The sequence below is a fragment of the Methanoregula sp. genome (assembly GCF_028679125.1).
Taxonomy (GTDB): domain Archaea; phylum Halobacteriota; class Methanomicrobia; order Methanomicrobiales; family Methanospirillaceae; genus Methanoregula.
In genome coordinates, this window is sequence record NZ_JAJRCG010000016.1 from 26,115 (window position 1) to 52,006 (window position 25,892).

Annotated in this window: 22 protein-coding genes; 10 read left to right on the forward strand and 12 right to left on the reverse strand. The window is 57.2% G+C overall.

The annotated features are described in order from the left end of the window. Positions 1-117: 117 nt before the first annotated feature. On the reverse strand, positions 118-507 hold the full coding sequence (locus LUQ43_RS10360; protein WP_299967196.1) for a hypothetical protein: 390 nt from the start codon (positions 505-507) through the stop codon (positions 118-120). A gap of 233 nt (positions 508-740) precedes the next feature. On the opposite strand from LUQ43_RS10360, the gene LUQ43_RS10365 reads away from it, so the two are divergent. Then, positions 741-1,355: a cupredoxin domain-containing protein gene (locus LUQ43_RS10365; RefSeq protein ID WP_299967199.1), complete on the forward strand. Its 615-nt coding sequence runs from the start codon at positions 741-743 to the stop codon at positions 1,353-1,355. A gap of 216 nt (positions 1,356-1,571) precedes the next feature. Here LUQ43_RS10365 and thsA read toward each other — a convergent pair whose 3' ends face one another. Both thsA and LUQ43_RS10375 read right to left on the reverse strand, forming a co-directional pair. After that, positions 1,572-3,236, reverse strand: a complete 1,665-nt coding sequence (thsA, locus tag LUQ43_RS10370; protein WP_299967201.1) for a thermosome subunit alpha — start codon at positions 3,234-3,236, stop codon at positions 1,572-1,574. Positions 3,237-3,298: 62 nt separating this feature from the next. After that, positions 3,299-4,225, reverse strand: a complete 927-nt coding sequence (locus tag LUQ43_RS10375) for a transcriptional regulator (RefSeq protein ID WP_299967205.1) — start codon at positions 4,223-4,225, stop codon at positions 3,299-3,301. A gap of 127 nt (positions 4,226-4,352) precedes the next feature. On the opposite strand from LUQ43_RS10375, the gene LUQ43_RS10380 reads away from it, so the two are divergent. From LUQ43_RS10380 to LUQ43_RS10395, 4 genes are all read left to right on the forward strand, one after another. Next, positions 4,353-5,573 carry a tRNA(Ile)(2)-agmatinylcytidine synthase gene (locus LUQ43_RS10380; RefSeq protein WP_299967271.1) on the forward strand — a complete coding sequence of 407 codons (1,221 nt, stop codon included), beginning with the start codon at positions 4,353-4,355 and terminating at the stop codon, positions 5,571-5,573. Between the two features lie 132 nt (positions 5,574-5,705). Next, positions 5,706-12,317 carry a PAS domain S-box protein gene (locus LUQ43_RS10385; protein ID WP_299967208.1) on the forward strand — a complete coding sequence of 2,204 codons (6,612 nt, stop codon included), beginning with the start codon at positions 5,706-5,708 and terminating at the stop codon, positions 12,315-12,317. An 88-nt stretch (positions 12,318-12,405) separates the two neighbouring features. After that, entirely contained in the window at positions 12,406-14,760 is a 2,355-nt protein-coding gene (locus LUQ43_RS10390; RefSeq protein ID WP_299967211.1) for a PAS domain S-box protein, read from the forward strand. 86 nt (positions 14,761-14,846) lie between these two features. Further along, positions 14,847-15,320, forward strand: coding sequence for a hypothetical protein (locus LUQ43_RS10395; RefSeq protein WP_299967214.1), 474 nt, complete (start codon positions 14,847-14,849; stop codon positions 15,318-15,320). A gap of 246 nt (positions 15,321-15,566) precedes the next feature. Here the strand turns inward: LUQ43_RS10395 and LUQ43_RS10400 are convergent, their stop codons facing one another. Together LUQ43_RS10400 and LUQ43_RS10405 are read right to left on the reverse strand one after the other, a co-directional pair. Further along, positions 15,567-17,963, reverse strand: coding sequence for a TaqI-like C-terminal specificity domain-containing protein (locus LUQ43_RS10400; RefSeq protein WP_299967217.1), 2,397 nt, complete (start codon positions 17,961-17,963; stop codon positions 15,567-15,569). 83 nt (positions 17,964-18,046) lie between these two features. Beyond that, entirely contained in the window at positions 18,047-19,495 is a 1,449-nt protein-coding gene (locus tag LUQ43_RS10405; RefSeq protein ID WP_299967220.1) for an MFS transporter, read from the reverse strand. A 143-nt stretch (positions 19,496-19,638) separates the two neighbouring features. Here LUQ43_RS10405 and LUQ43_RS10410 point away from each other — a divergent pair, with 143 nt between their 5' ends. Further along, positions 19,639-20,196, forward strand: a complete 558-nt coding sequence (locus LUQ43_RS10410; RefSeq protein ID WP_299967223.1) for a hypothetical protein — start codon at positions 19,639-19,641, stop codon at positions 20,194-20,196. A 95-nt stretch (positions 20,197-20,291) separates the two neighbouring features. Here LUQ43_RS10410 and LUQ43_RS10415 read toward each other — a convergent pair whose 3' ends face one another. The 6 genes from LUQ43_RS10415 to LUQ43_RS10440 are packed head-to-tail and all read right to left on the reverse strand — an operon-like array spanning position 20,292 to position 22,406. Continuing rightward, positions 20,292-20,579, reverse strand: a complete 288-nt coding sequence (locus tag LUQ43_RS10415) for a hypothetical protein (RefSeq protein WP_299967226.1) — start codon at positions 20,577-20,579, stop codon at positions 20,292-20,294. Further along, positions 20,551-20,907, reverse strand: coding sequence for a hypothetical protein (locus LUQ43_RS10420; RefSeq protein ID WP_299967229.1), 357 nt, complete (start codon positions 20,905-20,907; stop codon positions 20,551-20,553). The genes LUQ43_RS10415 and LUQ43_RS10420 overlap by 29 nt, the downstream gene beginning before the upstream one ends. Position 20,908: 1 nt before the next feature. Continuing rightward, positions 20,909-21,130: a hypothetical protein gene (locus LUQ43_RS10425; protein WP_299967231.1), complete on the reverse strand. Its 222-nt coding sequence runs from the start codon at positions 21,128-21,130 to the stop codon at positions 20,909-20,911. Next, complete coding sequence (locus LUQ43_RS10430; RefSeq protein WP_299967233.1) at positions 21,127-21,444, reverse strand: hypothetical protein; 318 nt, start codon at positions 21,442-21,444, stop codon at positions 21,127-21,129. The genes LUQ43_RS10425 and LUQ43_RS10430 overlap by 4 nt, the downstream gene beginning before the upstream one ends. Continuing rightward, positions 21,445-21,846 (reverse strand): hypothetical protein, encoded by a 402-nt coding sequence (locus LUQ43_RS10435; protein ID WP_299967236.1) that lies wholly within the window; start codon positions 21,844-21,846, stop codon positions 21,445-21,447. A gap of 53 nt (positions 21,847-21,899) precedes the next feature. Further along, the gene (locus LUQ43_RS10440; RefSeq protein ID WP_299967239.1) at positions 21,900-22,406 is read right to left on the reverse strand and encodes a hypothetical protein; all 507 of its coding nucleotides are present in this window, start codon (positions 22,404-22,406) and stop codon (positions 21,900-21,902) included. Positions 22,407-22,536: 130 nt separating this feature from the next. On the opposite strand from LUQ43_RS10440, the gene LUQ43_RS10445 reads away from it, so the two are divergent. The 4 genes from LUQ43_RS10445 (at position 22,537) to LUQ43_RS10460 (ending at position 25,477) form a co-directional block, all read left to right on the forward strand. Further along, positions 22,537-23,472 carry a deoxyhypusine synthase gene (locus tag LUQ43_RS10445; protein WP_299967242.1) on the forward strand — a complete coding sequence of 312 codons (936 nt, stop codon included), beginning with the start codon at positions 22,537-22,539 and terminating at the stop codon, positions 23,470-23,472. Then, the gene (pyrF, locus tag LUQ43_RS10450) at positions 23,469-24,107 is read left to right on the forward strand and encodes an orotidine-5'-phosphate decarboxylase (RefSeq protein ID WP_299967245.1); all 639 of its coding nucleotides are present in this window, start codon (positions 23,469-23,471) and stop codon (positions 24,105-24,107) included. The genes LUQ43_RS10445 and pyrF overlap by 4 nt, the downstream gene beginning before the upstream one ends. Before the next feature lie 126 nt (positions 24,108-24,233). Beyond that, positions 24,234-24,596, forward strand: a complete 363-nt coding sequence (gene nrdD / locus LUQ43_RS10455; RefSeq protein ID WP_299967248.1) for an anaerobic ribonucleoside-triphosphate reductase — start codon at positions 24,234-24,236, stop codon at positions 24,594-24,596. After that, positions 24,593-25,477 (forward strand): adenosylcobinamide amidohydrolase, encoded by an 885-nt coding sequence (locus LUQ43_RS10460; protein ID WP_299967251.1) that lies wholly within the window; start codon positions 24,593-24,595, stop codon positions 25,475-25,477. The genes nrdD and LUQ43_RS10460 overlap by 4 nt, the downstream gene beginning before the upstream one ends. A gap of 104 nt (positions 25,478-25,581) precedes the next feature. Here the strand turns inward: LUQ43_RS10460 and LUQ43_RS10465 are convergent, their stop codons facing one another. Beyond that, a complete protein-coding gene (locus LUQ43_RS10465; RefSeq protein ID WP_299967254.1) occupies positions 25,582-25,776 on the reverse strand; it encodes a DUF1858 domain-containing protein in 195 nt (64 codons plus the stop codon). Positions 25,777-25,892: the final 116 nt, after the last annotated feature.

Sequence of the window (25,892 nt, forward strand, 5' to 3'; positions counted from 1 at the left end):
AATCCGGCAGGTCAGATCCCGAGATCATCTGACAACACAACTATGTCGGGATTGAGAGAGTCCTCCACCAGGCATCCCGTGCGAGCACCCCCTCCGACCCCGGACCCCGTTCAGGTACTAGGGGGTATGAGTGACCGGAACGGGATCGGACTTCACCTCATCCTTTGCCATATATTCGAGATCAAATTTGTAGAAGTGCGTGAACTGGCAGTGCCTGCACCGGACCGTGAGATACCGGGTGCTGACAATGATGCCATGCGGGCCGGTAACCTGACAGTTACGGCACGTGGTCTCCTGTTCCAGTTCCCAGACCGGGTACTTCCCGATCTTTGAGAGGATACCCGCAGTATCTACATCCTCAATACGGGGAATGAAGACCCGGGTGGCCCCGCAGTTGTCGCAGGCTACCTGCGCCTGATACGGGACCGCCGTGATGATCTGGTCCGCGATCTTCCTGCAATGGTAACAGTCCGTACGGTACTTTGTGAAGATGAACCGGCCGCTCATGGAAGATACTGAATGCGTGCGGGTTCATTAACCTGTTGCCTGCATGATACCATCGATCACTGAGGGTATGCTTTGCCACACCTGCGAGTCATTTTTAGTATCGCGTGATCCGGGAAGGGACACGCTCAATGATTTTGTTTTTTCCCTCCAGAAGAAAATTCTGGTTTGTTTAAGGGAACGGGACACAGAACGCTTAGCAAATTTAATTATCAGGAGAATTCAATTTACTGGTTATGAAGAGATGTATCGGAATCCTGATTTTAATTATCGTTCTTGTTGCGGTCAGTGGATGTACCCAGCAGACAACAACCGCTCCCGTGACTACAACTGTGCCAACAACAGTACCGACAGAAGTACCTACACCCGTTGAAACAACCGTCGAGACCACCGTTGCCCCGACCACTGAAGTCACCACGGAGGCAATACCCGTCGGGACAATTGCAGCCAATGAGACTGCCGCCGCTACCGAAACAGAGGTAGTTCCTGCAACAACCACCCTTATCACCGCAGGCATGACCCCGTCAACCAAGATCACGGTCATCCATATCGCAAATAATACGTTTACTCCTTCTGTCCTGATGGTTCTCCCGGGCACAATGATTACCTGGACCAATGATGAAAAGACCGTACACTCTGTCAAGATCATCGGGGACCATGCAGGTAAGTTCAACTCCGGAGATATCGTCGGTGGTGCCAGCTCAGGATATACGTTCGGCGAATCCGAGGGAACCTTCGAATATACGGATGGCTATAACCTGAATGCAACCGGTGTCATCATCGTCAAGAAAGGCGATACTTACTATGGCATGAGAGCAGCGACCACGGTAGCAACAAGTAATTCATCCTGATACCAGACCCATTTCCTTTTTTTTATCTTACCCGCTGGCGAATCTCGCCGTGGACAGACAAATGTGATATTGTGTCGCGGTCCCTGAGGTCCGGACAAGTACCTGTGATTGTGATGGCAATGACTAGAACCGTCAGGTCACTACGGTGATGGGTAAGAGTTCCGAAAGCAAGAGTTCCGATAAAGGACTGAATAAATCGTTTTTTAAAAAAGGGGTTTAGAAGTCGCCGCCCATGCCGGGGGGCATACCGCCCATTCCACCCATGCCGCCCATTCCACCCGGAGGCATACCGCCTTCGGGCATCGGGCTCTTGGATGAGGCGATGACATCGTCAATACGCAGGATCATGACTGCTGCTTCTGCAGCAGAGGAGATGGCCTGGGTCTTGACGCGGAGGGGCTCGACAACGCCGGCCGCCTTCATGTCAACTGCCTTGCCTTCAAAGACATTGAGACCGAAGGTCTTCTTGCCCTTCTCGTGCGCTGCACGGATCTCGACAAGCATGTCGATGGGGTCAAGTCCTGCGTTCTCTGCAAGGGTGCGGGGGATGACTTCGAGTGCATCGGCAAATGCGTTGATGGCGAGCTGGGCCCGGCCGCCAACGGTTGCTGCGTACTCGCGGAGACGGAGCGAGAGCTCGGTCTCGGGTGCGCCGCCACCTGCGACAACCTTCTTGTCCTCGACAACGACACCGACAACGCGGAGTGCGTCGTGGATTGCGCGTTCGAGTTCGTCGACTACGTGCTCGGTACCACCCTTGACAATGATCGAGACTGCCTTGGGGTTCTTGCACTGCTCGACAAAGGTCATCTCTTCACCGCCGACCTTGCGCTCTTCAACGAGTCCGGCCTTGCCGAGCTCATCCTTGCTGATCGCATCGATAGAGGAGACGAGGCTTGCACCGGTTGCCCGGGCGAGTTTCTCCATGTCGCTCTTCTTGACACGGCGGGTTGCAAAGAGTCCTGCCTTTGCCAGGTAGTGCTGTGCAATGTCGTCAATGCCCTTCTGGCAGAAGAGGACGTTTGCACCGCTCGCTACAATCTTGTCGACAATGTTCCTGACCATGCGCTCTTCCTCATCGAGGAAGGACTGGAGCTGGTCGGGGGAGGTGATATTGATCTCGGCGTCGACTTCGGTCTTCTTGAACTCAACAGCTGCGTTGAGCAGGAGGATCTTCGCATTGGTGACCTTCTTGGGCATTGAGGGGTGAACGCGTTCCTTGTCGATAAGTACGCCTTCAACGATCTCTGAGTCCTCAATCGAGCCACCGGTCTTCTTCTCGACCTTGATGTTCTCGATGTCAACGGTGCCGTCTGCATCGGTGACCATGGTAACTGCCTTGACAACGAGATCACAGAGCTTGTCCTTGCTGGCCTCTGCGCTCTTGCCGGTCATTGCAGTGCCTGCAATATTCCGGAGCAGTGCCTTGTCGCTTGGCTTGACATCGAAGGCGATCTCTTTTAAGATTTCCTGCGCCTTTTCAGCTGCCTGGCGGTAGCCTGCCGCAATAACGGTCGGGTGGACATCCTGTTCAAGGAGGTCTTCTGCCTTCTTGAGGAGTTCCCCGGCAATGACGACCGCGGAGGTGGTTCCGTCACCGACTTCGGCGTCCTGGGTCTTTGCAACCTCGACCATCATCTTTGCGGCCGGGTGCTCGATGTCCATTTCCTTGAGGATCGTGACACCATCGTTCGTGATAACTACATCGCCGATGGTGTCGACGAGCATCTTGTCCATACCTTTGGGACCGAGTGTGGTCCTGACTGCAGCGGCCACTGCCTTAGCGGCGGTGATGTTCATACCCTGGGCGTCGCGGCCGCGGGTACGGGTGCTGCCTTCCTTAAGAATAAGAATCTGCTGTCCTCCAAGTTGCTGTGACATTAAAAATCACCACTTTTAGCACTAAAAGTGGTTTGTGGTTCTATATATAGGTTATTGAGAATTCACTCTCCGAGCAGGTCGAGAAGCTCAAATCCGTCTTCGATTTTATGCAGGCGCTGCTCGCTGATCACCAGCGTCCGCCCGATCTTCTTCTCCTTTTCGGAATCGGTGATGATACACATCGCGTGCTTCTTTGCGATGTGCGAGAGATTGCCGATCAGGGCAGCCCGCTTGACCACTTTCTGGGAGGTGCCGTACCCGGTCAGGATCGTATGCTTGTCAAAGGTGAGGAGGGCCTGGAACGGGGCGCCGTGGAGCGTGTGGAGCCGGACGCCGATCTGTTCCAGGAAATCCATCGGGCTCTGGACATAGGAGCCGGTCTTCTTCTCTTCGGGTTCCATTGCCTTTGGCTTCTCGTTCCGGATGAGTTCGATGGATTCTACCACACCGGTGTTGAAAAATTCCTCGATCCGGATTGCCACGTCCAGGGTTGTCCCCATGCCGCTCTCGTACTTGCTGATCGTGCGCCGCGAGACCCCGAGCACATTGCCGAGATCGCCGAGCGACATGTTGCGCTTCTCCCTGAGATCGCGGAGGGCATCCCCATTGATATTGACGTACAGCCCACCGGGCGATGCATACACGAGCGGGGGAATCTTCTCCACGAAATAATCATAGAGCGTGGAGGGGCTGACCGCATAGATCCCGTACCGCACATAGACCGCCCCCCGCTCCAGCTCCGCATCCCGGGCCCGTTCCCCGACAATGAGCGGGACACCGCCAAGGAGCCGGGATATCAGTTCGATATCAAACGCCACCTCCTCGCTCACCGAGTCGATGTGGGAGACCACCTTGATCACGAGCAGCGTCCCGTCATTCCGTGCTATGAGGTCAAAACTCCGAGGGCGCAGGGTGAAGCGCTCGGAGACCTCGAAGCCTGCCGAGATCATAACGCTGGTAACCAGCTGGAGCTGGCGGTCCTGGGACATGTGAATACAAATGGATTAAGCGCTCCCATCTATTAATATACATCCGGTAAACAGTCAAAAAAACACTGAACGCATACAAAACCGGAAAAATCGTACGGTGAACAGAAATACACGATTACTCTTCGACATGCTGATCGGCATTGATGATACGGATTCGCCCCAGGGGATGTGCACGACCTACCTCGGGGCAGTGCTCGCCCGCAGGTTGATCCATGAACATATGCAGGTGCGCGAGTCCCGACTCGTCCGGCTCAACCCGAACGTCACCTTCAAGACCCGGGGCAACGCCGCGATCATGCTCACTGCAGAGGGAGAACCTGACCGTGCCTTTACTATCGCATGCGATCTTGTGGAGGAACTCGCCGATTTTTCCTGTGAGAACACCAACCCGGGGGTGGTTGTCACCGAGAAGAAGCCCGACCCGGCCTTTTACCGGAAAGCGGTTACCGATTTCTGCACCATTGAGGAAGCCGTTGCCATCCTTGATACGGCAGGTGCACGGTACCGGGGCTGGAAGAACCGGCGCGGCCTGATCGGGGCAACCGCAGCAATCGCAAGCGAACTCGCAGACCAGACTTCCGAGATCCTCGTGTACCGCGAACCGGCCCGGTTCGGCACGCCCCGCGAGGTTGACCGCAGGAGCCTGTTTGACGCCGAAGCGGCAACCTTCCCGCACACGTGGGACACCGTGGACGTGGCCAACGATGTCGTGGTCTGCGTCCCGCATACCCCCGACCCGGTCCTCTTCGGCATCCGGGGGGAGAGCCCCCGGTGGGTGATGGCCGCCCGGCAGATGATCCAATCCGAGCCCCCGTCGCTCGAACAGATCTGGGTGACCAACCAGGGCACCGATGCCCACCTGCTCGATGCAGCGATCGGCGAACTCCGCGAAGGGCTCTCGTACCGGGTCCGCGGGACCGTTGCTGATGTTCCGAAAACCGGTACCGGCGGGCATGTCTCGTTCACGATCCGGGATGGCGATCCCTCCGTGCGGTGCATGGCGTACGAGCCAACGAAAAATTTCCGGCAGCTCGTCCGCCAGCTGATACCAGGAGATGACGTGATCGCGTGCGGGAGTTTCAAAAAAGGGAGCATCAATCTTGAAAAACTGAAGATCGTCTCGCTTGCAGACGATCGGAGAATCCGCCCGCCGGTCTGTACCGCGTGCAACAAGCGTATGACGAGTGACGGGAAGGACAAGGGGTGGAAATGCAGGAAGTGCGGTGCCCGGGCGGATCTACCGGATGTGCAGGAAATTTCCCGCACGCTGGAAACGGGCTGGTTCGAAGTACCACCAACTGCACGAAGGCACCTTGCCCGGCCATTGTGCAGGGAGATACCGGAATAAACCGGCTGCGGGGATTTCTTACGCAAAGATCCATAAATCCGTCGTGAGATCCATACGACCTAAAGAGTACGACGACATCTTTTTCTATCATGCTAATCTTCTGTAGATCATCGATATCCCACGGACCCCGCGATGATCTCCATCCTTTATGTCGATGATGAACGTGACCTCCTGGAAATAGGAAAGATCTTTCTGGAGCAGTCCGGGGAGTTCCGGGTAGAGACCTCAGTTTCGGCACAGGAAGCGCTCGATACCCTCCTGCTCCGGTCGTACGATGCCATCATCTCCGATTACCAGATGCCCGTCATGGACGGCATCGCATTTTTAAAAGCCGTCCGGGAGCGGTTTGGGGACGTTCCGTTCATCCTCTTCACCGGCCGGGGCCGCGAGGAGATTGTTATCCAGGCCATCAACAATGGCGCGGATTTCTACCTTCAGAAGGGCGGCAACCCGGACGCACAGTTTGCCGAACTGGAGCACAAGATCAGGCAGGCGGTTGCCCGTCGTCATGCAGAACGATCCCTCAGGGATTCCGAGCGCCGGCTTGCCGATATCATCAACTTCCTGCCCGATGCCACGTTCGCCATCGATAACAAAGGTACCGTGATCGCGTGGAACCGGGCCATGGAGAAGATGACAGGCACCCGTGCATCCGACGTATTGGGCAGGGGGGATTATATCTATGGCAGGGCATTCTACCGGGAAGCCCGCCCGATGCTCATCGACCTCGTCCTCACACCCGATGAACAGTTCGAGAAGGGGAAGTATTCCTATACGCTCCGGGATACCACGACCCTGACCGCTGAGACCATCCGCCAGGAACCGGACGGGACATCTGCCCATTTCTGGGGAAAAGCCTGCCGGCTCTATGATGAGAACGGGAACCTTACCGGCGCAATAGAATCCATCCGGGACATCACGGAATTAAAAAAGACCGAACAGGAACTGCGAAAACGCGAGGAGCAGTACCGTTCCATTGTCAACGACCAGACCGAGATGATCGCCCGTTTCACCCGTGACGGTACCATCACCTTTTCCAACGAAGCGTTCCGGCAGTACTTCCTGCCCCTGCTGGCACTCTCTAGTATCGACAACAAGAAGATGTACGACATCATGCATGGGGGTCATGAAGCGAGGCTGAATACCTTCACGGGCATGCTTTCCCCGGATGCGCCGATACGCGAGATCGAGCATGGGATCACCGGCAATGATGGCAGGACATACTGGCAGGTCTGGTCGGTCCGGGCCCTGTTCGACAGGGATGGTCAGCCAACCGAATACCAGGTTGTCGGCAGGGACATCACCGGACAGAAGCGGGCAGAAGAAGAGGTCATGTTCAAGAATATCCTCCTCTCCATCGAACAGGAAGCATCGCCTGACGGGATACTTATCGTTGACGAGCAGGGAAAGATCCTGAGTTACAACCGGAAATTCATTGCACTCTGGGAGATTCCAAAAGAGCTCATGGCATCCCGTCTCGATGAGCCGGTCCTGCAGCATGTGGCGGGAAGATGTACCGACCCGGAGGCATTTCTCTCCCGGGTCAGGTATCTCTACGATCACAAAGACGAGAAGAGCTTTGAAGAGCTCCTGCTGAAAGACGGAAGAGTGTTCGAGCGGTTCTCAACTCCCATGAACGGGGAGAACGGGAAATATTACGGGAGGGTGTGGTACTTCCGGGATATTACCGGACGCAGGAGAGCGGAAGAGAGGCTCAGGGAGAGCCAGGAGAGTTTCCATAACCTTTTTGCGAATATGACGGAAGGTGCCGCTCTCCATGAACTCATCTGTTCCGGGGACGGCACCCCGACGGATTACCGGATTCTCGACACGAACCCCGCATTCGGGCATCACCTCGGCATCGACAGCGGTACGGTGATGGGAAAGACCAGCCGTGAGGCTTACGGTGTCTCTGAACCCCCGTATCTTGAGATCTATGCCCGGGTCGCGAGGACCGGCGAGCCAGAGATCTTTGAGACCTACTTTTCCCCCATGGGCAAATTCTTCTCCATCTCGGCCTATTGCACGGGAAAAGACCGGTTTGCCACGATCTTTGAGGACATCACCAAACGCAAACGGGCTGAAGATGCCCTGCGGGAGAGCGAGGCGAAGTTCCGGGGCATGGCGGAACGGATCTCGGATATCGTTCTTCTGGTGGACAGGGATTTCCTCCTGACCTATGTCTCCCCGTCCCTTCTGGCGATGATGGGGATGACCGCCCCGGACCTCCTGGGAAAAGCGCTCCCGATCAATAACTTCCCGCCATCAGAACAGGAGAAGATCCATGCCGCGTTCCTCGACAACAGGGCACTGAGAACAACGGGGCCCCTGGAGATCACCTTCCCCCTGCCAGACGGGAGATCGAGAATTCTCGAATTCCATGGGATCCCTTTTCATGACAAGGGTGTTTTTCAGGGAGTCCAGCTGGTTGCCCATGACGTCACGGACCTGCGCAGAGCGCAGGATGAACTCCGGTCGGCATACGAACAACTTGCTGCATCGGACGAGGAACTCCGGCAGAACTATGAGGAACTCCGTAAAAATGAGCAGATGCTCCGGGCCAGTGAAGAGAAGTTCCGGGCGCTGGTCGAGTACTCGCTTGACGGCATCCTGATCACGGACGTAACCGGCATACTCCTCTTTGCCAACCGGGCCGCAGGCCTCATCGTTGATGTCCCGGATCCGGTAGTATTGACAGGTACAGCGAACGTGCTGCAGTTTGTCGCCGGGGATTGCAAGGACGAGGCGCTCCGGGATTTTGAGAAGATCCTCCAGGGTACCGACGCATACCTGGTGAATTATAAACTCGTTACAACAACAGGCCGGAAGATCTGGGTCGAATGCATCGGGAAGAAGATCCCGTTCCAGGACCAGGACGCCGTGCTGGTATCCATGCGGGATGTGACCGAGCGCAAAAACAGTGAGGAGCGCGTACGCGAGTCAGAGAACAGGTTCGCAACGGTCTTCCGGAGCAGCCCGGTCGCGCTTACGCTCGTATCCGCCGCTGACGGGGTCTTTGTTGATGTCAATGACACGTTCGTGAGAAATACCGGATTTCTCCGCGATCAGGTGATCGGAAAAACCTCTGAACAGATAGGGCTGATCCCGGAGGCTGAAGACCGCGGAAAGATGATCTCTGCATTCAGGAACCGCCAGGATATCCAGGGCATGGAGATTACGTGCCGGAACAAGGCCGGGGAGAACCGTGCATGCCTCTTCGCATCCCGCCATATCCTGATGCAGGAAAAACCGTACATCCTCTCCACCATCCTGGATATTTCCGACCGCAAAACGGCAGAAGGTGCGCTCCGAAAGAGCGAGCAGAAGTTCCGCCGGATTGCAGACAATGCGCCGGATATGATTTTCCGTATATCGGTTCCTGACGGGAAATTCGAGTATGTCAGCCCGGCATCGATCGCACTCACGGGATATACACCGGAAGAATTCCATGCAGACCCCGGCCTCGTCAGGACCCTGATCCACCCTGCCTGGAAGGAATACTTCCGCATCCAGTGGGCTGCCCTTCCTGAGAAGAAGGTCCTGCCGGCCTATGAGTACCAGATCATTGACCGTGCCGGCGAGATCCACTGGCTCAACCAGAGGAATATGCCTGTCACGGATGATGCGGGTAACCTCGTGGCAATCGAGGGAATCGTCACCGATATCACCCGGCAGAAGAACACCGAACGTGAGCTGCGGAGAAACGAGCTGCGGTCTCTTGCAGTGAGCGAAAACGTCGGTTCCTGGATCTGGGAGATCGATCCTGATGGCACCTACCGGTATTCCAGTCCCGCAGTCGTGCAAATTCTCGGATACCGGGCGGATGAACTGGTCGGGAAAATGCATTTCTACGACCTGCTCGACCCGTCCATAAAGGAGGATCTGACAAAAGCGGTATTTACCACCATGGAGGGGCGTGAGCCGTTCCGGAATTTCACTAATCTCAACCGTCACAAAAACGGGACGCCGGTCCTCATCAGGACAAGCGGATCACCGGTGTTCGATGAGGACGGGACGTTCATCGGCTACTGCGGGGTTGATGAGGACATCACGGAACGCACCGCCCGGGAGTCTTCATTCCAGGCACTGGTCAGGAGCATGGTAGGCACAACAGGAATCAATGCTCTCCGGCAGATCGCGGAGAACATCAGTTCCTGGCTGGGAACCGACGGCGTCATGATCGGGGAGATCCAGCCGGACAAGCAGACCGTGAACGTCACGTATATGCTCCTTGACGGGAATGAGGTTGCCGGTTTCATGTACACGCTCAAAGGAACTCCCTGCGAGAACGTAACAGAGATGGGATTCTGCCTGTACGAGGATAATGTCAGGGAACTCTTCCCCGAGGGCAGGGATCTTGCTGAGTTTAATATCCGGGGATATATCGGCACGCCCCTCCGGAATTCTGCGGGGGAGGTATTCGGGATCCTCTGCGCAGTATCCCGCAACCCGATCATACCTGCCCCGACCATGCAGGAGACCATGGACATTATCGCCGTGAAGGCGGCTGCGGAGATCGAGAGCATGCAGATGGATCGTGCACTCCGTGAGAGTGAACAGAAGTTCCGGTCTCTTGTGGAATATGCCCTTGAAGGCATCTTCGTTCTCGAACTCGAGGGAACGATCCTGTTTGCGAATGATGCTGCGGTCCGCACACTGGGATTTGAGAGTCCTGCAGAACTGACTGGCAGGAATGTGATGGAATTTGTCGCTCCCGAATCACAGCAGGATGCGATCAGGGATTTTGGTGAGGTTGCCAGGGGGCACGATGCGTACCTTGCACAATACAAGGTGACAACAGCACACGGAAAAACCATCTTCCTTGAAAGTATTGGCAAGGTCATCAACTATGAAGGAAAAACCGCGGATCTCGTTTCCATTCGGGATGTGACCGAGCGCAAACGGGCGGAGGAGGCGCTGAGCAGGAGCCAGCATATGCTTGCCGAGGCAATGGACATGGCTCACCTGGTTCGCTGGGAGTATGATGTCGCGTCAGAACTTTTCACGTTCGATGACCGGTTCTATGCTCTCTATGGTACCACCGCGGAGAGGGAGGGCGGCAACCTGATGCCAGCAGAGGTCTATGCCCGGGAATTTGTCCACCCGGATGATATACATCTGGTGAGAGAGGAAGTACAGCGGGCCATTACAACGAACGATCCCGACTACCTGTCCCGGATTGAACACCGGATCATCCGCAGGGATGGCGAGGTCCGGCACATGGTTGTCCGGATCGGGCTCACCAAAGATGCTGAGGGCCGGACGATCAAGACCCATGGTGCAAACCAGGATATAACCGAGATCAGGATGGCGGAGGAAGCCGTCCGGGAGAGTGAGGCAAAATACCGCCTGCTTGCCGAGAACGTCCATGACGTAATCTGGACAGCCAGCATGGATATGCACCTCACCTACATCTCCCCCTCGGTGATGGCATTGCGGGGATTTACCGTTGAAGAGGCGATGGCAGAATCCATCACTGACGCGCTGACTCCGGCATCCCTTGAAGTATTGATGAGGGGACGGGAGATCGGACTTGAGCGCCTGAAGGAGAACGAGATCCTTCCCAACAGCACCATGGAACTGGAATTTTACCGAAAGGACGGTTCAACGGTCTGGACCGAGACCATCATCTCCCTTGCGTTCGACAGCAGCAGGAGACCGGTCGGCGTAGTGGGGGTGATCCGGGACATCACCCAGCGCAGGCAGGTCGAGAATGCGCTCCGGGAGAGCGAAGAGAGGTACCGTTCCCTTGTGGAGACCTCACCGGGCATGATCTGGGAGATCGATCTCCAGGGAAAATTCCGGTATATCAGCCCTATGATGAAAATGACCATGGGATACGAACCAAAAGAGATCGAGGGAAGATCCATCACCGACCTGATCCCGGAAGAGAACCGGCCTCAGGTGATGCAGATACTGGCCCGGCACGTGACCTCGGGGGGGCCCATCCCGCCATTTGAAGTCCCCGCACGCCACCGGGACGGGCATGAGATGGTGGTCGAGATCCGCCCGACACGGATGCTGGACACCGGGGGGAATCTGGTCGGATTCCGGGGCGTGGCCAATGATGTGACGGAGCGGAAGAAAGCCGAAGAGGCACTCACCCGGGCGAACCGGCAACTCACCCTGCTCGGCAGTGTCACGCGGCACGATCTCCTCAACAAGATCACTATCATTCTCGGGTACCTGAAGATCGCTGAGAAAAAATATTCAGATCCCGGCCTTGCTGAACATCTCATGAAGATACGATCCGCCACGACAGCCATCAAGACCCAGATGGAGTTCACCCGCATCTACCAGAACCTCGGTACCCATGAGCCGCAGTGGATCGACCTCGCGACGATCATGCCCTACCCGTACGTCCCGTCAAGGATTTCCCTGGATGCAGATATACGGGGCATCCTGGCACTTGCCGATCCGATGCTGGAGAAAGTGTTCTTCAACCTTCTTGACAACTCCACCCGGCACGGACAGCAGGTGACGAAGATCCGGGTCTCTTACCAGCAGTCGGGAAATGACCTTGTTATTGTCTGGGAAGACGATGGTGTGGGTATTGCTGCGGATCTCAAAGAGCAGATCTTCGAGCGGGGATTCGGGGAGAACACCGGGCTCGGGCTGTTCCTTGTCCGGGAGATCCTCTCCCTTACGGGCATCACCATCACCGAGACCGGCGGGCCGGGCAAGGGTGCACGGTTCGAGATCAGGATACCGCAGGGGAAGTACCGGATCACGACCCCGCAGTAAACGCCTCCGGGGATTCCTGGTTTCACGACGGGATCTTTTTATATTATGATATTCTTCAGTAGATCATCCAGTTGCCCGGGTCCCTGCGATGATCTCCGTTCTCTATGTTGACGATGAGCCGGATCTCCTTATACTCGCCAGAATATTCCTGGAGCGGGCAGGCGGGTTCCAGGTCGCTACCTCGACTTCTGCACAGGAGTCCCTGGACTCGCCGTCCCTCCCCTCGTACGATGCCATCGTCTCTGATTATCAGATGCCAGGCATGGACGGGATTGAATTCCTGACCGCGATCCGGGAGCGGATCGGGACCATCCCGTTCATCCTCTTCACCGGCCGGGGACGCGAGGAGGTCGTGATCGACGCGATCAACAACGGGGCTGATTTCTACCTCCAGAAAGGCGGTGATCCCAGGGCCCAGTTCGCCGAGCTCGAGAACAAGATCCGGTACGCCGTAGAGCGCAAGCACGTTGAGGAGGAACTTGCCGCAAGCGAGGAGCGGTACCGTTCGGTTGTCAATGACCAGACCGAGATGATCGCCCGGTTCACTCCTGAGGGTATCATCACCTTTGCCAATGCAGCCTATGAATCCTATTTTTCCCGGCAGCTCGGCCTGAGCGGGATCAAAGGGCGGACGTTCCGGGAGATCATGGATATCATGCAGTATACCGGGGCTGATGAATTTCCCGGTTCGCTCACCCGGGAGACTCCGACCCGGGATGTCGAGTATGTGCTTACTGCACGGGACGGGAAAAAACTCTGGCAGCACTGGTCGGTCCGGGCACGGTTCGGGGAGAATGGCGACCCCCTTGAATACCAGGTTGTCGGCAGGGACGTTACCGCTGAAAAACTGGCGGAAGTGGAACTGAAGAGGAAGAACGATGAACTCAATGAGTCCTACGAACGGATCGCCATAAACGAGGAAGAACTCCGGCAGCAGCTGGATGAACTTACGGTCCAGCAGGAAGCCCTCAAAAATTCCGAGGAAAAATTCCGGGCGTTCACGGAAAATATTCCCGATCTTACAACGATTGTCGATATGACGGGGGTGTACACGTATGTCAGCCCGTCCATCCAGCGGCTCACCGGGTGGGATGAGGATGCCCTGCTGGGGAAAAAATTTGCCGACATCGATGCGATCTTCGGAACCGGGCCGGAGGGGAGAGAGATCCTCCTGAAGACAGGACAGATCGCGGTGCAAAAACCCGGGGAACCGGTGCCGGTACCGCCATTCCGGGTACGTGATTCCAGGGGAGAGACACTCTTCATAGAAGGCTCGAACACGTACCTGCCTGACGTGAAAGGCATCCAGGGAATCCTGTTCCACGGGCGTGATATCACGGACCGGATCCGGGCAGAGGAGGCACTGGGCAGGAAGACTGAGGAACTGAGGGGCCGGTACGAGGAACTTGCCGCAGGCGAGAAGCAGATCCGGGAGCGCGAGGAGATGTACCGCCGCATTCTCGAGAATATGCAGGATGCCTATCTCCGGTTGGACAGGGACGGGAACCTGCTCATGGTGAGCCCGTCGGCAGCCCGCATCTACGGGTACGGCTCTCCCGCCGAGATGATCGGCATGCCATCTTCCGTTCTGTACAGCAATCCCGGGCAGCACAAGGATCTGCTCTCAAAGATCAACCAGCAGGGAAAGATCACCGATTTCGCCGGTGCAGGCAAAAGGAAGGACGGGACAACATTCTGGGCCTCGCTGAATGTCCAGTATATTTTTGACGAGGCGGGAAACATTGCCGGCATCGAGGTGATGGTCCGGGACGTCTCAGAGAGCAGGGCTATGGAGCGTGCAATCCAGGAAGCAAACAGGAAACTCAACCTCCTCAACAGCATCACCCGTCATGATGTGGTAAACCAGTTGACCATCCTGGAGGGATATGTCCAGCTCGCGGCAATGAGGGATCCCGGGCCGGTTGTTGCCGACTTCCTGGATAAGATCGGGGCAACCGCAGAGATCATCTCCCGCCAGATCGCGTTCACGAAGGCTTACCAGGAACTGGGGGTCCATACGCCGGCCTGGTTCCGGCTGGACGAGACCCTCTCAACGGCCGGAAGAACGGATGTTACAATCTCCGGTACCTGCAGGCTGATTGAAATTTTTGCAGATCCGATGCTTGAGCGGGTCTTTTCCAATATATTCGAGAATGCAACCCGGCATGGCGGGAAGGTGACCGGCATCTCTGTCCGCTGCGAGCGGGAGCCGGACAGCCTCGTGATCATCATCGAGGATGACGGGGTCGGGATCGCTCCCGGGGAGAAGGAGAAGATCTTCGGGAAAGGGTACGGGAAGAACACGGGCTTTGGTCTCTTCCTTGCCCGGGAGATCCTTGCCATCACCGGCATCACGATCCGCGAGACGGGATACCTGGGCGTTGGAGCCCGGTTCGAGATCACGGTGCCAAAGGAACGGTGGCGGGTTGATGAGGGACAATAATTACCTTTTTTAAAAATGCCCGGAGCTTCACACAAGAAGGCATATCACGTTTAGATTCATTATTCTAAAGAAATATTTCGGCGCGAATGTTTCGCGTACGATACCAGGATGATGAGATCGTGAAAGGACGCGCTCCAAAAGATCTGAACGATGAGGGACGGCAACAAGCGCATCGCATGGGATACCATTGGGCGAAGAACACCGATACAGACGTACCGTTCGATGGATTCATGTACCGCGGCAGGGTGATGGTGGCGGTAAAATTATTAAAAGCACGGTACGGGCCGGGAGATGACTGCATCATCGAGCAGCAATACCCGGACGCGATCGAAGCGATCCGGTCGTTTCCCCTCCCGCCCTGGGTGATCCGCGAGTTCTGGCTCCGGACCCAGAACGAACGGGCATTCCGGCGATTTTACATCCTGCCGGATACCACTGCGGAGATCGAGGAGAACACGGCCGAGAATTACCGGAACACCCATTACCGGGAACAGTATTGGAAGAAAGCACCGTACCGGATCGACATCTCCCTCGGTAAAGGGGATGAAAAGGAGACCTGAAGTCGGATAAGCCCATATCGGGCTCCTTTTGCCAAAAGGACGATCCTCATTTCCGGCTGGAGTGGAACTGTTGTCCACGCCCATGGAAAATCATAAATTTTAAGGGTATTTTTCGAAACGGGGCACAATTAACCCCACTTGAACCTGCAATATAGCGGGCGTCCAGCGCCCCCTTTTTTTCCCCAGGTTTCGGGACGCGTAAAAATACCCGCTCGCCGGCGGCCGCTATGACCGTTTTGGAGGGGGTCACGACGGAGAATCTTCCGTCAGGGCGGATTCCACGACGGCAATCTCCTCCTCTGTCAGGCCATACAGATCGGATACCACCGCTTCTATCTGTACATCCGTTGTCCGGATTTTTTTCTGCAGGATTTCACGCTCCGGATCCGTTCGGGCATGTCGGAAATTTTTTTCAAGATCGATCCTCCTGAGTACCAGCTTCTCCAGCCGCTCATGCCGGGACCGGTCTTCCGGCCGGTCAAGATCGGGCGTATAGATGGGAAGATGCACGAGATCCTCCCATGAAAAAAATTCCTGGTCCGGCCTCTGCTCCTGCACGGTCCGGTTGAACACAAACGCGATGAGCCGGCTGTTCAGGATCCCGGCAAGATACTGGTCAGCAGATGGGATGGCGCAGATCGTTTCATCGCCAAGGCCACGGCCGGAGTCAGGCCAGAATGCCGGCCGGTGAAAGTGTGCGGGAAAGAGAATCTTCTTCTGCGGATCCTGCCAGAACGCATCGCAGGCCATCTCCCACCACAGCGCATCCGGCCCGGACCGGGCTTTCAGGATTGTGGAGAACGGTTGCAGGTACCGGGCAATGAGCGGGTGCCGGTGCCGGAACCACTGCCAGGGATTCTTTACCGCATGCTGGTGCGTGAGTGTCCATCCCTTCGGGATGAGGAGCAGGAATTTTTCCGGCTGACCGGACTGGTAGCGCCCGATTGCGGCTCCTGCAACAATCCTGCGGAGAAATGATTTACTGCGGGGGTCGCGCCGGAGCCACTCGCGTGCCAGCGTCTCATCGATCACGAACGGATCATCGTCCGCGATCCGGATCCCGGCATACACCTGCCCCATCACGTACTCTTCAAGCGGCGTGCTGTACCGGCTCACCTTCTCAAGGACGGCCTCAGTCCGGGTATCGCGAAGTGCCCATCCTCCTTCTCCCAGTGCGTCCTGGTCAAGAGGAAATGCATGGGACACGACGTACTCCCCGATATCCCCGGAAAAACCGGAGGGCACCAGCGCCACGCAGGGCCGGTGATCCAACGCCCGGTTCGAAAGCAGGAGAACAACGAGCCCGCCCGCCCCGCTGCCACCGGCGTCTTCCCTGATATCCACGATCTCCTCGACCTGCCGGGCAGCGAGCAGGAAACGGAACGGGGCCGCAGTTCTCCCCCGGAGCCAGCGATCCGGCATGCAGACCCCGAGCGTGCCCCCGGGCCTGAGCAGGGACAGGCTGTTCTCGATGAAAAAGAACGAGCGCTCTGCTGCCGGATCATAGGCTGCATAGTGCCGCTGGAGGTACCGCTGGATCCATTCCTTCTGCTCCGGCTGCCCTGCGGGAGGATTCATGATCACGGCATCGAATCCCCCGGCCGCGAAGATCTCCGGGAACTCCCTGCTCCACGAAAACGGGGTCAGGGTGTGCCGGTCACGCACCGGGCAGAACGACCAGGACTCATCGTCAACAATATCAGGACCGATGATCGCGTTCCCGCACCGGATCGTATGCCGGAGATCCCGGAGCACACCCGCTGCATGCAGGAGAAATTCATCCGGGGATTTCTCCCGGCAACAGGTTTCGCAGAGCTGGAAGAAGAGGAGGATCTTGATCACCGCAACGGCATGCCGGCTGATATCCACGCCATGAACCGAACCGGTAAGGATCGCATATCTCTCATCGTACGTGACGGCCCCCTGCCGGTCGCAGATGGCGCGGTACGCACAGAGAAGGAGTGTGCCGGATCCGCATGCCGGATCAACGATGCGCAGCGGCAGAAGTTCGTCTTCTGACCGCCCGTCGATGGCTGCCCGCACAGAACTCTCCGCCAGGTACCGGATCACGGAAAGAGGTGGACGTGCAGAGCCACACGAAAGAACGGAATCACGCGTATCCACAACATCCGCATGGTGTGCCGCAGACCGGCGGATCGTCCGTTCAAGGTACTGTGCCAGCACCTCCGCGAGAGGTTCTGTCCCGAATGAATCGAACCGGTACGGCCGGTCCGGGGCGACAAGACGCGAGAGGATCGCGTGGATCAGCCGGCCATCATACACTAGAGTGCCCATCGGCACCGGATCCTGGTCCGGAGCGGTAGTCCTGTCCTCCCACAATACCGAGAGGGGTGCGGTGATCTCCAGCAGCTGCCCGTACGGATCGGGACTGTCATGGAGCCCCTGCAGGACATCTCCCGAGAGTAATCCCCGGTCTTGGGCAATCCGCAGGAACAGGAGCGAGAGGATAATCCGGTTTGTCGCCATCGCAATCCCCTCGCTCCGGAGAGCAAGGTTGTTCCGGGCAAGGGTGCGGGAGATCTGCTCCCGCCACCGGGTGAGGTCATGGAGGAGCGCGATCCGGGCAACATCCGGTGTTGAGGGAACCATAGCATCCGAAGAGGATGAGCCCGGGGGGGTCATTGGTCTAGTACTTCGTTTTTGTGAAAATAACGGTGTTGATGGGAGTACGTCAGCCTGACGGAATTCCCCTTACCGCTCCCGATTTAAAATCCCATTGCCACTTCACCATCGCTGCTGCCCGAAGGCATTTTGTCTTTTACTGCGAGCATCAGGAGAATCCCGAGGATCTCCAGGCCCATGCAGAACAGGAACGCAGCATCGAACGCAGATGCAAGGCCTGCCCCCTCAAGGGTATGAGCGGAATACTCGGCAAGTTTCGGCCCCGCTGCAATCGTGGCGACCAGCATCACAAACGCAACCCCGAGCGATGACCCGAGGTTGGTCATCATCTTGACAAGACCGCTCGTGGACCCCCGGTCCTTTGCCTCGCACTCGCCCATGACAGCGCTGTTCAGCGGCGAGAAGGCGATACCGGTGCCGGCGCCTAAGAGGAAGAGGTAGATCCCGATGTGTCCCACGCTCGTATGGGCAGAGAGCGTAGAGAGGAGGAGAAGGGCGATCGTACAGATGACAAAGCCGGTGATGATCGGTTTCTTCGTCCCGATCACATCCGAGATCCTGCCGGCAAGCGGAGCGGTCAGGATCATGCCGATGGGCAGCGCGAGCAGGATCGTCCCGGCATTGTCCGTCGGGATCTTCTTGACCAGCTCAAGGTAGAAGGGCATGATGACCATGACACCGGCCATCGCCATCTGGATCAGCATCACGTTCACGTTCTGGAGCGAATACCCCCGGTGTGCAAAGAGGCTGAGATTGACGAGTGGCTGTGCAGCCCGACGCTCCCGGACGATGAAGAGGATCCAGAATATCACCGATATGACAAGGGCGATCAGTCCGGGCATGGCATTGCTGCCCTGGACCGAGGTCAGGCCAACGATCAGCGTGGAGAGCGCGACAAAGACCAGCAGGACACCGGGGATATCCAGCTTCGCTGCGGGGGATACGGGATCCCGCTGCGGGAGAATTTTCATGCCAAGGATGATGGCAACGATCCCCACCGGGAGGTTGACAAAGAAGATGTACTGCCAGCTGAATGCACTCGTGAGAAATCCCCCGACTACCGGGCCAAGGGCTGCCCCGAGCATGGTGAACATGGCAACGATCCCCAGTGCCTGGCCCCGTAGGGAGGTGGAGAGGTAGGACGTGACCATCACGGCACCGAGAGCCGAGATGACCGCCCCGCCCACGGCCTGGACCATCCGTGCCAGGATGAGCATGCCAATCGTCGGGGAGAGCCCGCAGAGCGCCGATCCGATCGTGAAAAGGGCAAAACCCCCGATGAAAATATTCCGGTACCCCTTCATGTCCCCGAGACGCGACGCCGCGAGCAGGAGGCTGACGAGGATGATGAGATACGCGTTGAGCACCCATGAGACCATCACCGTGGAGACCTCAAAGGATTTTGCAATAGCGGGGAGCGCGATGTTCACGATCGTTGCATCGAGACCGGCCATGAACGAGCCGAGGGCAATGACGATCACGATCATCAGCTCTTTTGTGGACATTTTCTGTTGGGGGACGGGTTCAGCCATGGTACCTCTGCTTCTCTTTTGAGGGTGATTGGTTTACTTCCCTATGAACGTTCGGTTCATGTACACGGGGCCGGCGGGGGGAAACGGTTATCCTGCTTACGGGAAAATTACCCCATACGATACGCAGGTACTGGTGACCAGGTATGCCGGAACAACAGACAAGCGCAGATGGAACAGCACATGTTCCGTTCAGGACGATTGCCCATCTCTTCGATGCTGACGACCCTTCACCGGAGGACCGCCGGGAACTCTCGGACCGGGCCGAGGAGCAGATCTTCCATACGGTGCTGGATCCCCGGAAGAGATCCCGGAAAGTACTCTGCGACCGGATCGAGATCACGCTCCCTGCAACCGACCTGACACCGGGCCGGGATGCATCCATTATTTCGGCGGTACGGTCCCACTTCCGGCTCCGGTCGGGCGAGGTGCAGCGGAGCATGAGGCTTACCCAGCGGGTCGGCCTCCGGGAGATCCGGCTGACGGTCGCCGTGTGTATTCCTTCCTTCATCGGGATTGCCCTCTGCTCCCAGCTCAAAGGAGATCCCCTCGTTGAGGTGATCGAGAATGTCCTTGTCATCTTCTGCTGGGTGACAATCTGGCAGCCGTTCCAGTCGCTGGTATTCGATCGCTGGACCCAGAGCGAGGCCTCGAAGGTTTACCGGAAGATTGCGGATATGGACATCAGCGTGCGGGCGGCATAAACCGGTATCCGGCGGGAGCCGCGGATCTTCAAACCTGCACGAGACGAAAATGATCCGACTGCGATCACCTCGCAACGCGGAAAAAAAGGAGGGGGTTATTCCCTGCCCTTCATAGAATGGATCTTTATCAGGCCGGCGCAGGACTTGCAGGTATAATACTCGTCCTTCCAGCAGGCCTCGCATGCCCAGCGCCCGCAGAGCACGCACTGGCGGAGCTCTGATACGGGATGGGGCGTGCTGCACAGATCGCACATGTACTGGGCAAAGGTGTGGGGATCCTTGACGGGAGGTTCCCCCTGTTTCCTCATCACCACGATCTCTTTCTTCAGCTCGCGGAAGCGATCGGGAGCATCATTACTTTTTGGCGCTTCCCTTCCGGGCAAGCTCTTTTTCCAGAGTGTCAAGTCGCGTCTCCAGGGAGGTCAGCGTGGTCTGCATGCCGGCCTCGTACTTCTTCAGTTCGGCAAGGCGGGCCTCGTTTGATTCGATCTCTTTGAAATTCTGTTCTTTGAAGTTCTGGAGCCGGGGGCGGGAGACCAGCTCCCACTCCTCGACCATCTGCTGGAACCGGCGGTCAAGGTACTCGTCCACCCGGCTCTCCACCGGCCGGGCGAGCGAGAGATCCCCTTTTGCGCCCCGGAAGAAGTAATACACCAGGAACAGGACAACACAGAGGATGATGACGAGGATGATAAAGGTCAGGAGATCCATGTTACACCCTCCCTTTCAGTTTCCTGGCACGGGTTTCAAGCTCGGTCAGCTTGTCTGCGGCTGTATGCCCGAATGCCTGCATCCGGGGGATCTCCTGTTCCAGGGCATACAGGCGTTCCGTGAAATCAGAGAGATCCGCACCCGTGGAGAGATCCCATTCCTCGACAATGCTTTTCATCCGGCGGTCCACGTAGGCATTGAGATAGGAGTCCATGCCGATCATAGCGACTGCTCCAGGGACGTTATCAGGTCATCCAGTTTCTTTGCCCGTGTCTCGAGGGCCACCTTTCCTTCATAGAGACTGCTGATCTCATCGCTCACGCGGGAGAGCCGGCCTTCCAGCCGCTCGAGATCGCTCTCGGTCACAAGGTCCCATTCCTCGATGATCGCAGCAAAGTGCCGGTCGAAATAGGCATCAAGCGATCTGTCGAGCGTAGGGACACGGGATGCGATCGTTCCCGGGATATGGGAGAACTGGTCCCACAACGAATCGCCGGTTGCGTGTTGGTCCGGGGTCTGGTTGATTACGGGATACATTTACTTCACCTTCTTCTCCTGTTCGTTGACATTGCCAAGGAGGTTATCCAGTTTTCTTCCTTTCACGAGCTGCTCGAGCCGGGTCAGCCGGGTCTCAAGGAGTTTCTCCTTTGCAAAGATGTTCGTCTCAAGGACCCCGATCTCGTCTTCAACCTGCCGGATATCCCCGATCTGTTCCGACGAGAGCCGGGTGAACGGGAACGACTTTGCCGCTTCGTGCTGCTGGAGGAGTTTGAGCTTGTCCTTCTCCAGTTCCAGCTCGATCGTCCGGTTGGCGGTCTTCATGATCCGGACCTCGCGGATGATGAGATAGATTATGATCATCCCGAGAACCACGAGGATTCCTAAAATAACGGTATCGTTGAGTATGCCACCCGGTATTACTACTGCTTCTGCTGCCATTGTTGCTTCACCACATCACGGGTTGTCCCTGTCTGTGCACAAACGGGCACGCTTCAGAGATCATCCTTGCCCTTCACCTTTTTTACCGTCTTTTTCACCGTATCGGCGGTCTTTGCAGCAGCCTTCCCGATCTTGTCCGATGCTTTCTTTGACTCTTTCTTCACGGTTTCCGTTGCTTTTGCGGCACCGGCTTTCACATCGCCGGCGGTCTTCTTCGCAGCGCCGTCAAGTTTCTTTGCTCCTGCCGAGAGCGCGGTACTGGCATCTGCTGCCGCTTTCTTGATCTTTGCATCCAGGGGAGGGGTTTTCCTCACAAGGACTTCCTCGTCATCATCGAGACCAAGGATCTTGAGATCCTCCTCGCTCACACGGACCTGCCCTTCCCGCACCATGGTATCGGCGATAACCGATGTCGTGACGGTCTTTTTGGTAGCTTCGTTGATGAGATCTACATGGTCCCCTTCATGGATTCCCAGTTCCGGGAGGTGCGCGATATTGATGCGCACCCGTCCCTGGCTCGGAAATGCCCGCTTTTTGAGGGTTAACCGGATTTCCTGCATAGAGGATAAACCATCCTTGAAGGGTATATAACTTCCTGATTTGAGGGCCCATGAGGTGACCTGCCTGACCTGAAACACAGTTATCTCCAAGGCACACCAATACTGAGTGCAAATTCTGGTGAGGGTCAAGATGTCACATCCATGCGATGAGCCGGTCACCCAGCTTCATGTGAAACCGGGCATGACGGTGAACGAACTGGTGGGCGCAATGGGAAAAGCCGGCGCCTACAACGGGGGATCGCTCTCCCGCGCAGCTAATATCTGGGAGCAGATGCTCCGCGATAAGGAGACCACGAAATTCTTCGGGCTTGCCGGCGCGATGGTGCCGGCAGGGATGGGCGGCATCGTCTCCGATCTCATCCGTGAGGGTTACATCGATGTGCTCGTCTCGACCGGCGCCAACCTCACGCACGATGTCATCGAGGCGATCGGCTGCCACCATTTCCACGGCACCGCGTTCTGCAATGACATCGAGCTCCGGCACGACGAGATCAACCGGATCTACGATGTCTACCTCCCCAACGATGCCTTCGAGGTCTTCGAGGAGTTCATGCAGGGCGTGTTCAGCGAGCTCGAACCCGGAAGCAGGATCTCCATCTCCGGGCTCCTCAACCACATCGGGAAACACACGAAGTCCGGCATCCTTCATACTGCCGCCCGCAACAATATCCCGGTCTACTGCCCGGCCGTGCAGGACTCGATGATCGGCCTCCAGTACTGGCTCTTCTCGCAGACCAACAAGGTCACGGTTGATGCGTTTGCCGATATGCCGGCCCTCCTGGACCTCTGCTTTACCACGAAAAAAGCCGGTGCCATGCTCGTGGGCGGCGGCGTGCCCAAGAACTTCATCCTCCAGAGCATGATCATGACCCCGAACGGGTTCAGCTACGCCATCCAGCTCACCGGCGACCGGCCGGACCTTGGCGGACTCTCGGGCGCAACCCTGGACGAGGCGCGGTCGTGGGGCAAGATCACGGAAGAGGCGCAGGCAGTCACGGTGTACGGGGACGCAACCATCACCCTCCCGGTACTTGCCGCAGCGGTGATGGAACGGCTGGCGAAATGACGGAACTGATCCTTGCGCTGGACGTGACGGAGAAGAAGAAGGCGTTTTCCATTGCGGAGGCCTGCGCTCCCCATCTCGATGCAATCAAGCTCGGGTACCCGCTTATCCTCTCAGGCGGCCTTGCCATTGCAGGGGAACTCGAAGAACTGGACCGTCCCCTCATTGCGGACTTCAAGGTCGCAGACATCCCCAACACGAACCGGCTGATCGCGGAGCAGGTCTTCGATGCCGGGTTCTCGTCCATCATCTGCCACGGGTTCACCGGTAAGGATGCGGTGCAGGCCTGCGTGGACGTGGCCGAAGATTACGGCGGCGCATGCTTTGTTGTGGCTGAAATGAGCCACCCGGGCGCAACAACATTCTTCCATGGAGGAACCGCCGAGAAGATCGCCGCGCTCTCCGTGGAGTGCGGGGCCGACGGGATCATCGCTCCCGCCACGCGCCCGGAGCGGGTGAAGGAACTCCGGAAGATCGTCGGGCAGCGGAAGATCCTCTCGCCGGGTGTCGGGGCACAGGGCGGGGATGCCGCAACCGTCGCGAAGCTCGTCGACGGGATCATCGTTGGACGGGCAATTTACGAAGCAAAGGACCCGGTAACCGCGATAACAACATTTTCAGCGGTCCGGAAGACGTAAAGATTTATTAATAACCTCCAATTTTTGACGGGATCCGCATATAGGCGATTTATAAAGGGGGAATCGCGGATTGGCTGAACCTGCAGGTTCTAAAAATTTATTAAGCACTTACGCGATTGTTATACTATGGAGTGGACAGTTGAACAACGGAAACTGGCAGAAAAATACAGGAGATTATCCGATATTCCAAAAGAAGAGCGCAAATACAAGTGCCACACCTGCCACCTCATCGTTGAGGAGAACCCATGTCCCAACTGCGGCGAGACCCATCTTGAACTCATGTGTCCCCTTGACCACTGCCACTGCACCCATGAAGTGATCTCAGGGATCGAATACTGCCCGCTCTGCGGCCAGGCTGTCTGCCCGGAGTGCGGCTCCCACGACGTCACCCAGATCAGCAGAGTCACCGGGTATCTTCAGGATGTCTCCGGCTGGAATGCCGGCAAGCAGCAGGAGCTCAAGGACCGCATGCGCTATTCGGTTGCATGAGATATTATTCCGATAAAAACACGCTTTTCATCTGCGGATCGTTCCGCGCTGCAAGTACCGGCCTCTTCGGGGGCATCCGATCGGTCTCAACCCTTTTCAATCATACGGTTCCGCAGGGGTGGGACCACAACAACCCGGAGAAGGAACTGGAGCGCGTGGCTGCTGAAGCCGGGATCGGCCCGGACACGTTCGGGCTCCTGACCGCAGTTCCTGTTGAGCAGGCCTGCGTGCTCCAGTACGATTTCATCACCGTCTTCATCACAGCGGGTATCCGGCGCGAACCCCCGGCAACCGCCGGCACCATCAATATCATGGTTACCAGCAGCGAAGGAATGGAGGATGCTGCCCTGCTCGAGACCATCATGGTCGCAACCGAGGCGAAGGCTGAGGCGCTGCTCGCGCTGGATCTTCCGGCAACCGGTACCCCGACCGATGCCGTGATCGCTGCCTGCGAAGGGGAGTTGAAACACCGGTATGCAGGCCGCATCACGGAGGCCGGCCTGCGGGTCCGGGAGGCTGTCCTCCGGGGGATTCCCGAAGCGCTCCGCCGCCATGATGCCGGCGGGATCCCGGATCACCCGGCATTCTTCATCTACAGCCGGTTCAAAGGCGGGCACTGGGTTCACTGGACACCCGGCGCGGAGTGCCCCTACTATCCCTGCCACTTCAAAGGGCAGGCCTGCGATTTCTGTTACTGCCCGTTCTATCCCTGTAAGGACGAGAGTCTGGGGCAGTGGATCGAGAGTTCCGGTGGGGGAAAGGTCTGGAACTGTGCGGCCTGCACGCTCCTGCACGAGCCGGACGTGGCGGCCTATTACAAAAAATTCCCCCAGGCTTCACGCGAAGAGATGGTCCAGTTTGCCCGGAAGATCGTGAAGTGATTCCTGTCCTTTGACTGCCCGTCAATAAGCCACATGCGGACAGGCTCTTTTGTTCAGTGCTACACAGTAATGCAAGAGCCCTTGAGGGACTGCGTTAAAAAAGGTTATTCCTTGATGCCGAGTGCCTTGACGAGCTCGGGGAGGGGGATTCCGTGGGCTTCTGCTGCTTCGCGGATGGTCTCGCCACGGGCGATTGCACAGCCGACACATCCCATACCGAACTTGAAGAGTGCTTCGGTTGCCTCGGGTTTTGCCTGGAGGAGCTCGTAGATTGTACTGTCTGCGGTAAGATCTGCCATAGTAGACTTAAGTCAGCTGTCAGGTCAGATAAACTTCACGATAGTGACCACCCGGGCAGGGAAATTACATTCCTGATCCCGGGCACAAAGCAACACTTTCACTACGCATGGTGACA

What these genes read in the sequence shown, in the direction of transcription:
- LUQ43_RS10360 (WP_299967196.1), bottom strand. Translation starts at nt 507, where the DNA reads ATGAGCGGCCGGTTCATCTTCACAAAGTACCGTACGGACTGTTACCAT.
- LUQ43_RS10365 (WP_299967199.1), top strand. Translation starts at nt 741, where the DNA reads ATGAAGAGATGTATCGGAATCCTGATTTTAATTATCGTTCTTGTTGCG.
- thsA (WP_299967201.1), bottom strand. Translation starts at nt 3,236, where the DNA reads ATGTCACAGCAACTTGGAGGACAGCAGATTCTTATTCTTAAGGAAGGC.
- LUQ43_RS10375 (WP_299967205.1), bottom strand. Translation starts at nt 4,225, where the DNA reads ATGTCCCAGGACCGCCAGCTCCAGCTGGTTACCAGCGTTATGATCTCG.
- LUQ43_RS10380 (WP_299967271.1), top strand. Translation starts at nt 4,353, where the DNA reads ATGCTGATCGGCATTGATGATACGGATTCGCCCCAGGGGATGTGCACG.
- LUQ43_RS10385 (WP_299967208.1), top strand. Translation starts at nt 5,706, where the DNA reads ATGATCTCCATCCTTTATGTCGATGATGAACGTGACCTCCTGGAAATA.
- LUQ43_RS10390 (WP_299967211.1), top strand. Translation starts at nt 12,406, where the DNA reads ATGATCTCCGTTCTCTATGTTGACGATGAGCCGGATCTCCTTATACTC.
- LUQ43_RS10395 (WP_299967214.1), top strand. Translation starts at nt 14,847, where the DNA reads ATGTTTCGCGTACGATACCAGGATGATGAGATCGTGAAAGGACGCGCT.
- LUQ43_RS10400 (WP_299967217.1), bottom strand. Translation starts at nt 17,963, where the DNA reads ATGACCCCCCCGGGCTCATCCTCTTCGGATGCTATGGTTCCCTCAACA.
- LUQ43_RS10405 (WP_299967220.1), bottom strand. Translation starts at nt 19,495, where the DNA reads ATGGCTGAACCCGTCCCCCAACAGAAAATGTCCACAAAAGAGCTGATG.
- LUQ43_RS10410 (WP_299967223.1), top strand. Translation starts at nt 19,639, where the DNA reads ATGCCGGAACAACAGACAAGCGCAGATGGAACAGCACATGTTCCGTTC.
- LUQ43_RS10420 (WP_299967229.1), bottom strand. Translation starts at nt 20,907, where the DNA reads ATGGATCTCCTGACCTTTATCATCCTCGTCATCATCCTCTGTGTTGTC.
- LUQ43_RS10425 (WP_299967231.1), bottom strand. Translation starts at nt 21,130, where the DNA reads ATGATCGGCATGGACTCCTATCTCAATGCCTACGTGGACCGCCGGATG.
- LUQ43_RS10430 (WP_299967233.1), bottom strand. Translation starts at nt 21,444, where the DNA reads ATGTATCCCGTAATCAACCAGACCCCGGACCAACACGCAACCGGCGAT.
- LUQ43_RS10435 (WP_299967236.1), bottom strand. Translation starts at nt 21,846, where the DNA reads ATGGCAGCAGAAGCAGTAGTAATACCGGGTGGCATACTCAACGATACC.
- LUQ43_RS10440 (WP_299967239.1), bottom strand. Translation starts at nt 22,406, where the DNA reads ATGCAGGAAATCCGGTTAACCCTCAAAAAGCGGGCATTTCCGAGCCAG.
- LUQ43_RS10445 (WP_299967242.1), top strand. Translation starts at nt 22,537, where the DNA reads ATGTCACATCCATGCGATGAGCCGGTCACCCAGCTTCATGTGAAACCG.
- pyrF (WP_299967245.1), top strand. Translation starts at nt 23,469, where the DNA reads ATGACGGAACTGATCCTTGCGCTGGACGTGACGGAGAAGAAGAAGGCG.
- nrdD (WP_299967248.1), top strand. Translation starts at nt 24,234, where the DNA reads ATGGAGTGGACAGTTGAACAACGGAAACTGGCAGAAAAATACAGGAGA.
- LUQ43_RS10460 (WP_299967251.1), top strand. Translation starts at nt 24,593, where the DNA reads ATGAGATATTATTCCGATAAAAACACGCTTTTCATCTGCGGATCGTTC.
- LUQ43_RS10465 (WP_299967254.1), bottom strand. Translation starts at nt 25,776, where the DNA reads ATGGCAGATCTTACCGCAGACAGTACAATCTACGAGCTCCTCCAGGCA.